Raw genomic sequence first — 11,856 nt, 5'->3', positions numbered from 1 at the left:
TCCAGAAAGGACCCGCATGGCGGAGCGCAAGAAGCTCATCCTGAACCTGTTCGAGATGAACACGGTCAGTCACATCACCCACGGGCTGTGGTCGTTGCCGGGGAACAACCGGCACCGGATCAACGACATCTCGTACTGGATCGAGCTCGCGCAGATCCTCGAGCACGGCGGATTCGACGGGGTCTTCCTCGCTGACGTCGTCGGTGCGTACGACGTGTTCCGGGGCGGCCCCGAGACCGCTATCCGCGAGGGGCTGCAGATCCCCTCGAACGATCCGCTGCTCGTCATCCCCGCCATGGCGGCCGTGACCGAGCGCCTGGGCTTCGGCGTCACGTTCTCGACCAGCTACGAGCCGCCGTTCTCGTTCGCCCGCCGCATGTCGACTCTCGATCACCTCACCCGGGGACGGGTGGGGTGGAACATCGTCACCTCGTACCTGCCGAACGCGGCCCGGAACTTCGGGCTGGCCGATGAGATCCCGCATGATCGCCGCTACGCGATCGCGGACGAGTTCCTCGACGTCGTCTACAAGCTGTGGGAGGGCTCGTGGGACGACGATGCGGTCATCGCGGATGCCGCGACCCGGACCTACACGGACCCGTCCAAGGTCCGCTACGTCGATCACGTGGGGGAGAACTTCCGCGTCGCGGGTCCCCACCTGAGCCAGCCCTCGCCGCAGCGCACGCCCGTCCTCTACCAGGCGACCGGATCGCCCGCCGGCATCGAGTTCGCCGGACGCCACGCGGAGCTCGTCTTCACGGGAGGGCGCTCGACGGCGGACTTCATCCGCAACGTCGAGCAGATGCGGGCGGCGGCCGCCCGCCAGGGGCGCGGCGCAGACGACCTCCGCTTCATCGTGCAGGCGGGCGTCGTCGTCGGTCGCACCGAGGACGAAGCGGCCGACAAGTGGCGGACGTACCGCGAGAACACGAGCGTCGACGGCATCCTCGCCCACGCCGGGTTCCCCTTCGACCCGACGGCCTTCCCCCGCGAGACCCTCGTCCGCGACGCCCTCGCGCAGGCGGGAGTCGCAGCGGATGCGGCGCCGCCGACCGGCCCCGACGCGACGATCGGGGAACTCCTCGACGGGATCGCCACGGGTCGTGAGGGCCGCTTCTTCGTTGCGGGGAATCCCACCGTCGTCGCCGATGAGATCGAACGGTGGCTCGACGAGGACGGCATCGACGGCATCAATCTGCGGCAGTACCACTCCTTCGACACCGCCCGCGATTTCGCCGAGCTCGTCGTGCCCGAGCTGCGCAAGCGCGGTCGCCTCCTCGAGGGCGGTCCGACCCTGCGCGAGCGTCTGTTCGGGCGCGGACCGCGCCTGCCCGAGAACCACATCGCGGCGCGCTACCGGGGCGGCGCGAACCTCGACGTCCCGGTGGCGCCGCTGTTCGGGTGAGCGCCGGCTGAAAAAACTTCTCTCGTGCTGCATCCGAGGCGGCCTGTCCGGCGGAACACCTAGTAGCGCCCGACATGTCCGCCGGGCGTGACTCTTCTCATCGAAGGAGCAACATGATGAACAAGAAGCTCGGAATCGCCCTCGCCACGGTGGTCGCGGGCGCGCTCGCCCTGACCGCATCCCCTGCCTCGGCCCATCAGGCGACCGCGCCGAAGGGGACCATCGTCGACGTCGCGGTCGCCGCTTCCGGCGGCGGCACCCCCGACGCGAACGGATCGGACTACGACATCCTCGTCCAGGCGCTCGTCGCGACCGGTCTCGACAAGACCCTCGACGACCCGAACGCCACCTTCACCGTGTTCGCTCCGAACGACCGTGCGTTCGAGCGTCTCGTGACCGACCTGACGGGCACGGCGCCGACCTCCGAGAAGGCGGCGCTCACGGCGATCACCTCGACGTTCACGACCGACGAGATCAGCGACATCCTGCTGTACCACGTGGTCGCGGGCAAGAAGCTCTCGCCCCTCAAGGTCCTCTTCTCGCGCTCGATCGAGATGGCGAACAGCGGCACGATCGAGCCGCGCGGCATCGTCCTGCGCGACGAGACGCCCGAGCTGAAGAACCCCAAGCTCGTCCTCCGCGCCATCAACATCCAGGCGTCGAACGGCGTCATCCACACGATCGACCGGGTCCTCGTCCCCGGCGCCTGACCGCTATCCTCGAACGGCCCGTCCTCGGTGGCACCCACCGGTGGCGGGCCGTTCGCGTGCGACGGATGCCGGGGGTCAGCGCCCGAGCACGCGCCGCAGCCACCGCACCCGCGCGTCGCGCGCGTCGCGGGAGAGCGCGGCGTCGGGGGCGAGCGCGTCGAAGGCGTGGGCGCCGCCCGGCCAGACGTGGAGTTCGGCGTCACCGCCGGCGGCCCAGATGCGGCGCGCGTAGTCGACGTCCTCGTCGCGGAAGGTCTCGGCCGACCCGACCTCGATGAAGGTCGCGGGCAGGCCGCCCAGGTCGGCGGCGAGGGCGGGGGAGGCGTAGGCGGGCACCGCGTCGGCGTCGAGCGCGCCGAGATATGCCGCCCAGCCGGTCGCGTTGGCGCGGCGGTCCCATGCGCCGAGACCCTCCATCTGACGAGCGGATGCCGAGTCGTTGCGGTGGTCGAGCATCGGATACACGAGCATCTGGCCGAGGGCGGCCGGGCCGCCGTGGTCGCGCGCGCGCAGCACCGCACCGGCAGCCAGTCCGCCGCCCGCGCTCACCCCGTGCACGATGACGCGGGCGGGGTCGAGTCCCCACGCGGACCCCTCCCGCGCGACCCACTCCCAGCCGGCGTAGACGTCGTCGAGCGGGGCGGGGTAAGGGTTCTCGGGCGCGAGCCGGTACTCGACCGAGACGATCGCACAGCCGAGGTCGAGCGCCGTCGGTCCCAGGTCGGGGAGGACGTCGTGCGCACCGCCGACGACCATCCCGCCGCCGTGGATGTGGAACACCACGGGGAAGGGCCCCGGCTGGTCGCGAGGGGTGAGGACGGTCAGACGCACCTCGGTGCCGTCGCCGGCGACCGTCCGGGCCGCGCGGTCCGCGAAGCGTCCGCCGAGCGTGTAGGCCTCGCGCGTCGGCGGGACGGCTCCGGCGCGGAGCGCGGTGATCTCGCTCGCGGCGAGACCGACGACGACGTCGTCGCCCTCCTCGAGCGCCCGGCGGACGTCGGGATCGAACGGGGGGTGCGGGATGCCGTGTGCGCTGGGGCTCCGTTGCTCCATGCTGATCCTCTCCACGCGGCGGGTGAGCCACGTGCTAAATCGCGTTAGCTCAGAGAGTAGCGGATGCCTCGCACCGGTTCTCGTTCAGTGCGCGTCGGCGACCGCGCGCACCGAGCCGCGGCTGCGGAGCGGCATCGGGAGGCGCTCGACCGACGCTGGGGACTCCGCGGGCGTGGTGAGCAGCATCTCGACGGCGCGCAGCCCGAGGTCGAAGTGCGGGATCGCGAAGGTCGTCAGGCCGGGGTGCACCCAGCTCGCGAGCTGGTGGTCGTCGAACGAGACGATCGAGAAGTCGCCGGGCACGGTCAACCCCGCCTCGGACACGGCCTGGTACGCGCCGAATGCGATGCGGTCGTTGAAGGCGATGATGGCGCCAGAGCGCACGCCGGACGCGATGAGGTCCGCGGTCGCCTTCCAGCCGTCGGCGGGCAGCCAGATGCTCAGCTTGCGGCCGGAGGCGGGGGAGAGTCCCGCGCCCGTCAGTTCGTCGAGGATCCCCTCGAGGCGTTCCCGCCCGGCGATGGTGCTGCGGGGCACATCCGCCGGCGTCGGCCCCGCTCCGATGAGGTGGATGTCCCGGTGTCCGCGCTCGAGCAGCAGCCGCGCGGCGCGACGCCCGGCATCCAGCTCATCCGGGAGGATCGCGTGCGCGTTCTTCGCCGGACCCTCGGGCAACGTGTTGAGCAGGACGACGTTCCGTCCGGCGAGGGCAGCGGGGACCGGACGCTCCCGGGTGAACATCGAGGCGAGGATGACGCCGTCGACCTGACGGTCGAGCATCGCGTCGATCAGGCGTTCGCGTTCGGTGTCGTCGCCCTCGTACTCGCCGATGAACAGCATGTGCCCGTGGCGACGGGCACCCTCGAGGGCGCCCTTGATCATGTCGCCGGCCAGCTGAGACGTCGCGACCGAGTCCGAGATGAACCCGAGCGTCCGGCTCGTGCCGCTGCGCAGCCCCGCAGAGATCATGTTCGGCCGGTAGCCGAGTTCGGCGGCCACGAGGCGCACGCGTTCCTGCGACGCCTCGGCGATCCGCATCTCATCGCCTCGGCCCGACAGGACGAGTGACGCCGTCGTACGCGACATGCCCGCTGCGCGGGCGACGTCGGCGAGTGTCACCCGATTCCTCGTCACGGAGTCCTCCTGTCTCCCGCGATCCTAACGGCGGTGGGGGAGGCGCCGCGGCGCGGGGTCGCAAGCGGATCCCGCCGGCGTATCTCGCGGACACGTCTCGGTCACGACACGGCTCCTGCCCATTGACACGTCGGGGATCGGTGGCGCATCATGACCTTGCTAACGCGATTTAGCACCGACTCACGTCGACGCTTTTCCTCCCGAACACCGTGGTTCTCTGAAAGGAGACAGTGATGTCTCGACTCACACAGCGCCCCCTCCGCCCGCTCATCCTCGCCGGTGTCCTCACCTCGCTCGCCGTGGCCGTCACCGCGTGCGCCCCTCCCGGAGGGACCGCGGCACCGCAGGCATCCTCGACCGCCGACTTCGGGGCGAACGGCCCCACGTGCGGTGACGAGGACGTCGTCCTCAGCGGCTACTTCGAGACCGGCTTCCCGCTGCCGAAGGACCTCACCGACGAGTTCACGAAGCAGTACCCGAACGTGACCTTCGACATCCGTGAGGACCAGTTCGCCGTCATCACGCAGAACGCACCGCGCGTCCTGCAGGACTCGCCGCCGGACCTCATGCGCCTGCCGCAGATGTCCGAGCTCGCCACCGACGGGCTCCTCCTCGACCTCGACCCGTACGCCGAGGCGTTCGGATGGACCAAGTGGCCCGAGTCGCAGCTCCAGCAGTTGCGGGTCGACGAGAACGGTCGTCGCGGCAGCGGCCCGCTCTACGCGCTCGGCCTCAACTACTCGATGACCGGCGTCTTCTACAACAAGAGCCTCGCCGAGAAGATCGGCATGACCGAGGCTCCGAAGACCCTCGACGAGTTCGACGCAGATTTGAAGGCGGCGAAGGATGCCGGCATCACGCCGATCACACAGTTCAACGGCGGCGCGACCGGTGGTCTGGCCTTCCCGCTGCAGGCGCTCATGGCGTCCTATGGCGACCCGGCCAAGATCAACGACTGGATCTTCCAGCAGCCCGGCGCTTCCATCGACACCCCCGAGAACCTCGAGGCGACGAAGCACCTCAAGAAGTGGATCGACGCGGGCTACTTCGCCGACGACATCAACTCGCTCGACTACTCGCAGATGATGAGCCGCTTCATCGGCGGCCAGTCGCTGTTCATGTTCGACGGCGACTGGGAGTCGGGCAACCTCGACACCCAGATGCCCGGTGAAGCAGGCTTCTTCCTGATGCCCCCGCGTGAAGAGGGTGGCCAGATCGGCGCCATGTCGGCGCCGCTGACCTTCGGCGTCGCCGCCACGGCGAAGCACGCCGACTGCGCGGCGTTCTTCCTCAATTGGACGGCAACCAACGAGAAGGCCCGCACGATCGGCGTCGAGGTCGGCGGTTCGCACCCGATGGGTCCGGCGGACGCGTTCATGCCTCCCGTCAAGGAGGGCTCGACCACGGCTGCGACGCTCGCCGCCGGTGCTCAGCTGTCCGAGGCGAACGGCGCCATGGACTTCATCGCCAACGCGACCGGCGCGATCTACGCCCAGAGCTGGACGCCCAACCTGCAGAAGCTCGTCGCCGGCGAGCAGACCCCCGAGGGCCTGCTGTCGTCGGTGCAGTCCGACTACGAAAGCCAAATCGGGAACTGAGTGATGGTCTCTGCTCCTCCCGCTGCTGCGCCGGTGGTCTCCACCGGCGCAGCAGCGCTCGACTCGGCGGCGGCACAGCGCCGACGCCGGCGGAAGTTCCGCGCCAGCCTCGCGGCGTACCTGCTGGTACTCCCCGCCGCGGGCTTCTACGTCTTCTTCGTGCTGCGTCCCATCGCCCTGTCGGCGCAGTACTCGTTCTACGAGTGGAACGGCATCGGTCCGGCGACGTGGGTCGGCTTCGCCAACTACGTCGAGGTCTTCAGCAACCCGAAGTTGACGGGCGCGATCGGCAACGCGTTCGAGCTGATCATCTACTTCAGCATCATCCCCGTCGGCATCGCCCTCGTCGCCGCGAACATGATCCGCGCGATCGCCGCGAGCCGACTGGCCGCCATCTCGCGGACCGTCCTCTTCCTGCCGCAGGTGATCCCGCTCGTCGCCGCCGGCATCATGTGGAGCTGGCAGCTGTCGACCAACGGGCTGGTCAACCAGCTCCTCGGTCTGTTCGGCCTCGGCGGGGTGACCCGCGCGTGGCTCGGTGATTTCTCGACCGCTCTTCCCGCCGTCGGCGTGATCGGCGCGTGGGTGCAGGTCGGGCTCTGCCTCGTGCTCATCCTCGCGGGCATGACCAAGATCGACCCCGCGCTGTACGAGGCCGCCCGCATCGACGGCGCCGGCCCCGTCCGCGAGTTCTTCAGCATCACGCTCCCGGGCGTCCGCCAGGAGGTCGCGGTGTGCGTCACGGTCACCGTCATCGCCGCGCTCGCGAGCTTCGACATCATCTACATCGCCACGCAGGGTGGCCCCGGCGACAGCACTCTCGTCCCGGGCCTCCAGATCTTCTATCTCGCGTTCTACCAGCGCGAGGTCGGAACGGCGTCGGCGTTCGCCATCGTCCTCATGGCCCTCGTCCTCCTCATCGTCCTGCCGCTGCAGCGCATCCTCCGAGGGAAAGAATCGTGATCGTCCGCGCACGCGAGAAGTGGCTCGGCCGCGTCTTGCTGATCATCCTGATGCTCGTCACGATCATGCCGTTCATCAGCCTCTTCGTGACCGCGCTCCACGCGCCGGGCACGTACCCCAGCGGACTCGAATGGCCGCCCGAGCCCCGGTGGGACAACTTCGTCACGGCGTTCCAGTCCGCGAACATGGCGGCGCTGCTCGGATCGAGCTTCCTCATCGAGATCGCCGTCGTCCCGGCGGCCGTGCTGTTCGCGACCCTCGCCGGGTTCGCGCTCGGCCACCTCCGTCCCGCCGGCGGGCGCATCGTGTTCGTCGCGTTCATCCTCGGCCTGACGCTCCCGTTCGAGGGCATCATCACGCCGCTGTACTTCCAGATCCGCGAGATGGGCCTGCTGAACACCCGGTGGGCGATCATCCTGCCGCTCATCGGTCTGTTCATGCCGTTCGCCGTCATGTGGATGCGGGCGCACTTCATCACGATGCCGGCCGACCTCTCGGAGGCCGCCCGCATGGACGGCGCGACGACGTGGCAGCTCTTCTGGCGCATCCACATCCCGCTGTCGGTTCCCGCGCTGTCGTCGCTGGCGATCCTGCTGTTCCTGTGGACCTGGAACCAGTTCCTGCTCGCGATCGTGCTCGTCAACGATCCCGAGAAGCGCACGATGGCCGGTGCGCTGGGAGCATTCCAGGGGCAGTACGGCACCGACATCCCGCTCTTGTGCGCCGGGTCGCTGCTCATCCTCACCCCGACGCTGATCATCTTCCTGATCTTCCAGCGTCACTTCGTCTCCGCCCTGATGCAGGGGTCGCTGAAGGGCTGACGTGGCGTTCGCTCTCGACGGGCACTGGGTGTGGGACTTCTGGGTCGCTGACGACGGCGAGACGTTCCACCTGTACTACCTGCACGCGCCGACCTCGCTCGGCGACCCGGACCTCCGCCACCGGAATGCGCGGATCGGGCATGCGACCTCAACGGATCTGACCGACTGGGCCGATCACGGCGAGGTGCTCGGCCCGGGGATCGCCGGCGCGTTCGACGAGACGGCGACCTGGACCGGATGCGTCGTCCACGGCGACGACGGGCTGTGGCGCATGTTCTACACGGGGGCATCCTTCGTCGACGGATCGTCGCCTCGCAACGTCGAGGCGATCGGCATGGCGACCTCGGTCGACCTGCACACGTGGGACAAGCGCGACGGGTTCGTCCTCCGCGCCGCGGGGGAGTACTACGAGAAGCTCGGCGACACCTCGTGGCCCGACGAGGCGTGGCGCGATCCGTGGGTGTTCCGCGATCCCGCCGGCGACGGCTGGCACATGCTGATCACCGCCCGCGGCGCGGGCGGGTCGACCACCGGCGGGGGCGTCGTCGGGCACGCCTGGTCGCCTGATCTCGACACGTGGACGGTGCAGCCGCCCCTCACCGATCCGGCGCCGGCGTTCCCGCACCTCGAGGTGCTGCAGCTCGCTGAGCTCGACGGCACCCCCGTGCTCCTCTTCTGCGCCACGCGCTCCGACGGGGCCGACGGCGTGTGGGCGGTGCCCGCCGCGGCCGTGCCTACCGGCATCCGGATCGATGACGCACGGCTGATCCTGCCGGCGCCCGCCTACGCGGGGAGGATCGTCACCGACCGGGCGGGCATCCCCGTCCTCCTCGCCTTCACGCGCGACGAGACCGGAGCGCCCGTCGGCATCACCGACCCGGTCGCCGCCGATCCCCTCTGGCGCGCGTCGCGCAGTCTGGGATGATGGCGGCATGATCATCGCCGGTTTGGTGTTCGCGGCGCTCGGCGCCCTCATCCACGTCTACATCTTCTATCTCGAGTCCATCGCGTGGACCGGGGCCGCCGCGCGGCGCACTTTCGGGACGACCGACGCGACCGTCGAGATCACCAAGCCCTTCGCCTACAACCAGGGCTTCTACAACCTCTTCCTCGCGATCGCGGTCTTCCTCGGCATCGTCTTCGTCGCCACGGGCTCCACGGCGATCGGTGCGACGCTCGTGTTCGTCGGAGCCGGGTCGATGGTCGCGGCAGGGCTCGTGCTGCTGCTCTCGGACCGCTCGAAGGCGCGCGCGGCGCTCATCCAGCTCGCCGCTCCGCTCGTCGGCGTGATCCTGCTCGCGATCGGGCTGGCCCTCTGAGGTGAAGCTCGCCGTTGTCGGCGCGGGCAAGATCGTCGCCGAGTTCCTCCCGCACGCCCACGAGGTCCCCGGGCTCACCATCGCGGCCATCGTCGGACGGGCGGCCAGCCGTGACAAGGCCGACGCCCTGGCGGCGGCCCACGGCATCCCGTTCGTCTACACCGATCTCGACGCCTGTCTCGCGGACCCACGCGTCGACACCGTGTGGGTCGCCGTGCCGAACGTGCTGCACGCGGATGTCGCCCGCCGCGCCCTTCTCGCCGGAAAGCACGTCGTCTGCGAGAAGCCGTTCGTGCTGCGCACGGCCGAACTCGCCGAGCTGCGCGTCCTCGCGGAAGATCGAGGCCTGATCCTCGTCGAGGCCATCAGCAACCAGTACCTCGCGAACGTCGCGTGGATGCGGGACAACCTCCACCGCCTCGGCGAGCTGCGGCTCGTGCAGTGCGAGTACTCGCAGTACTCGTCCCGCTACGACGCCTTCCGCTCCGGCGAGGTCCCGCCCGCGTTCGACCCGGCCGCGGGCGGCGGGGCCCTGATGGACCTCGGCGTGTACGCCCTGCATCTCGTCGTCGGTCTGCTGGGCGCCCCCGAGACGGTGTCGTACACGCCGCGGATGGAGCGGGGTGTCGACACGTCGGGTGTCGCCGTCCTCGGCTACGGCTACGGCGACGCCACAGCGGTCTGCGTGTGCGCGAAGGACTCGCCCGGGCCTTCCCGGACGAAGATCCAGGGAACGGAGGGCGCGATGGTGTTCGACGGCCCGCCGAACGAGATCCCCGTCGTCGAGCTGCATCTGCGCGACGGAACTCACGAGCGGATCGCGCTCGACCACGACCCGCACCGAATGACGGCCGAGTTCCGGGCGTTCGTCCGCATGATCGCCGAGGCGGACCTCGCCGAGCGCGATCGCCGCCTCGACCACAGCGCCGCCGTGCTCGACACCGCGGTGCGTGCGCTCGAGTCCGCCGGCATCCGCCTGGGCTGACGGCGGCCGCGCAGTCCCGCGCCTGTGCGCTCATCGGATCGGACGAGCGCGCGAGCGCCGTGATCGGTAGAGTGACGCCAGTCGTCACAGCCGAATGGGATCGGCGGACCGGGCTGGGGAGCCGAGCGATGCGCACGACACGGGGACTTTCGGTGGACGGATCACGCTCAGTCGACGCGCCTCAGGGTCGGGTCGACTGGGTGGACGCCGCGAAGGCGATCGCGATCATCATGGTCGTGTTCCTGCACACGGTGTTCAACCACGCGGGAAGCGGGGTCTCCGGCCACTGGGGTCAATTCGTCGGATTGCTCGACACGTTCCGCCTGCCGCTCTTCTTCTTCACCGCCGGCCTGTTCGCCGGCAGAGCCATCCGCTTGCCTCTCGTTGACCTCTTGCGTACCCGGATCTCGCACCTCGCCTGGGTCTACGTCCTCTGGTCGATCATCGCGGTCGTCGCCGTGCTGGTCCTGCCGCTGACCGGTGCCACGGACAGGCCGGTGGTGTTCTCGCTCCTGCTGATCCCGGTCATTCCGACGCCGGCGACCTGGTTCATCTGGGCACTGATCGTCCACTTCGCCGTCGCGTGGTTCGCCGTCCGCATCCCGGCAGCGGCCGCGCTCGGCATCGCCGTGGCGGTGAGTGTCGTGTTCGGGATGGGGCTCCTGACCACCGGATCCATCGAGATAGACAAGACCCTCTACAACCTCATCTTCTTCCTGCTCGCGGTGCAGACATCGACGCGGCTTCGGCCGATGATCGCGTCCGTGAGCATCTGGTGGGCGGCGGTCGCTGTCGCCGCATTCGCCGCCGCTGCCGCCTTTGTGGCGAAGTTCGCTCTCCTGGAGGTCGTGGGGGTCAGGCTCGCCCTGGGAGTCTTGGCCGTGGCGGCGGGGTGCCTCGCCGCGCGAGCGATGTCGGGACTGCGTGTCTTCGCGTGGATGTCCGTGCTGGGGAGGAACACGCTGCCGATCTACCTGCTGCACTGGTACGTCCTGCTGGTCGTGTATGCCGTCGTCAACCTCGCCTTCGCCGACGGAGCGGGCGCCCTGACGGACCTCCTTGCCCCCGTGATGACAGCGGTGACCATCGCCGGGTGCCTCGCCGTGCACCGTGTCACCCGCTGGATTCCGGGCGTCTACGCTCGACCGGCGTGGCTCGTCCGAGTGCTGGAGCCCCGGAAAGGCCCGGCGCGGACGCGCTGATCCGCCGGCATCCGCCTGGGCTGACGACGGCCGCTAGCCTGGCGGCATGAGCGAACCCGTCCGAGCCGTGGCATCCATCGACTGGTCCGAGGGCACCTGGACCACGCCTCCGCGAGCCACGGAAGAACGTGAGGGGATGCTGCTGGTCACCGCCGAGGAGGGCAGCGACGCCTGGCGGCTCACCTCCTACGGGTTCGTGCACGACACCGAGCACGCGCTCCTCGCTCCGCTGCCCGACGACGCCGCGATGGAGGTCGAGTTCGACATCCCGTTCGAGGCGCAGTTCGACCAGGCGGGGCTCTTCGTCCGCGTCGACGAGACGCGGTGGGTCAAAGCCGGCATCGAGTTCGCAGACGGGGAGCTGAACCTCGGCGCCGTCGTCACGGACGGCATGTCGGACTGGTCCCTCGCCCCCGTCCCGCACTGGCGGTCAAGGCGGATCACCGTGCGCATCAGTCGACAGGGCACCGCGCTGACCGTCCGGGCGGCCGCCGACGGCGAGCCGCTGCGGCTCGTGCGGGTCATCCCGTTCGCGGCGGACCTGGATGCCGCGGCGGGGCCGTTCGTCTGCGCGCCGAGTCGCGCCGGGCTCACCGTGCCGTTCACGGCCTGGCGCCGCGGCGCCGCCGACGCCGACCTGCACTGAGCCCGCCGGCAGGGGGAACG

At 69.8% G+C, this 11,856-nt stretch carries 12 protein-coding genes; 10 read left to right on the top strand and 2 right to left on the bottom strand.

The genetic code is table 11. From position 1 onward, the window contains the following. Nucleotides 1-16 precede the first annotated feature (16 nt). Together AC4NN1_RS09435 and AC4NN1_RS09430 are read left to right on the top strand one after the other, a co-directional pair. Complete coding sequence (locus AC4NN1_RS09435; protein WP_491955125.1) at nt 17-1,405, top strand: NtaA/DmoA family FMN-dependent monooxygenase; 1,389 nt, start codon at nt 17-19, stop codon at nt 1,403-1,405. Between the two features lie 116 nt (nt 1,406-1,521). Then, nucleotides 1,522-2,115 (top strand): fasciclin domain-containing protein, encoded by a 594-nt coding sequence (locus AC4NN1_RS09430; protein ID WP_491955124.1) that lies wholly within the window; start codon nt 1,522-1,524, stop codon nt 2,113-2,115. A 75-nt stretch (nt 2,116-2,190) separates the two neighbouring features. Here AC4NN1_RS09430 and AC4NN1_RS09425 read toward each other — a convergent pair whose 3' ends face one another. Continuing rightward, nucleotides 2,191-3,168 (bottom strand): alpha/beta hydrolase, encoded by a 978-nt coding sequence (locus AC4NN1_RS09425; protein ID WP_491955123.1) that lies wholly within the window; start codon nt 3,166-3,168, stop codon nt 2,191-2,193. Nucleotides 3,169-3,252: 84 nt separating this feature from the next. Further along, nucleotides 3,253-4,287, bottom strand: coding sequence for a LacI family DNA-binding transcriptional regulator (locus tag AC4NN1_RS09420; RefSeq protein ID WP_414685567.1), 1,035 nt, complete (start codon nt 4,285-4,287; stop codon nt 3,253-3,255). A 248-nt stretch (nt 4,288-4,535) separates the two neighbouring features. On the opposite strand from AC4NN1_RS09420, the gene AC4NN1_RS09415 reads away from it, so the two are divergent. The 8 genes from AC4NN1_RS09415 (at nt 4,536) to AC4NN1_RS09380 (ending at nt 11,836) form a co-directional block, all read left to right on the top strand. Next, complete coding sequence (locus AC4NN1_RS09415; protein WP_491955122.1) at nt 4,536-5,900, top strand: ABC transporter substrate-binding protein; 1,365 nt, start codon at nt 4,536-4,538, stop codon at nt 5,898-5,900. 3 nt (nt 5,901-5,903) lie between these two features. Continuing rightward, nucleotides 5,904-6,863, top strand: coding sequence for a carbohydrate ABC transporter permease (locus AC4NN1_RS09410; RefSeq protein ID WP_116228090.1), 960 nt, complete (start codon nt 5,904-5,906; stop codon nt 6,861-6,863). Beyond that, complete coding sequence (locus tag AC4NN1_RS09405; protein ID WP_018185565.1) at nt 6,860-7,684, top strand: carbohydrate ABC transporter permease; 825 nt, start codon at nt 6,860-6,862, stop codon at nt 7,682-7,684. The genes AC4NN1_RS09410 and AC4NN1_RS09405 overlap by 4 nt, the downstream gene beginning before the upstream one ends. 1 nt (nt 7,685) lies before the next feature. Further along, nucleotides 7,686-8,609, top strand: coding sequence for a glycoside hydrolase family 68 protein (locus tag AC4NN1_RS09400; RefSeq protein ID WP_491955121.1), 924 nt, complete (start codon nt 7,686-7,688; stop codon nt 8,607-8,609). Nucleotides 8,610-8,616: 7 nt separating this feature from the next. Beyond that, nucleotides 8,617-9,003 (top strand): DUF1304 domain-containing protein, encoded by a 387-nt coding sequence (locus tag AC4NN1_RS09395; protein WP_018185563.1) that lies wholly within the window; start codon nt 8,617-8,619, stop codon nt 9,001-9,003. Between the two features lies 1 nt (nt 9,004). Continuing rightward, a complete protein-coding gene (locus AC4NN1_RS09390) occupies nt 9,005-9,988 on the top strand; it encodes a Gfo/Idh/MocA family protein (RefSeq protein ID WP_311858877.1) in 984 nt (327 codons plus the stop codon). A 200-nt stretch (nt 9,989-10,188) separates the two neighbouring features. Continuing rightward, nucleotides 10,189-11,190 carry an acyltransferase family protein gene (locus AC4NN1_RS09385; RefSeq protein WP_491955120.1) on the top strand — a complete coding sequence of 334 codons (1,002 nt, stop codon included), beginning with the start codon at nt 10,189-10,191 and terminating at the stop codon, nt 11,188-11,190. Nucleotides 11,191-11,236: 46 nt separating this feature from the next. After that, the gene (locus tag AC4NN1_RS09380; protein ID WP_020097935.1) at nt 11,237-11,836 is read left to right on the top strand and encodes a DUF1349 domain-containing protein; all 600 of its coding nucleotides are present in this window, start codon (nt 11,237-11,239) and stop codon (nt 11,834-11,836) included. The last annotated feature ends 20 nt before the right edge of the window (nt 11,837-11,856 follow it).

It is taken from the genome of Microbacterium sp. MDV22-iso44 (assembly GCF_058629135.1).
This window is presented reverse-complemented; position numbering and strand designations above follow the sequence as displayed.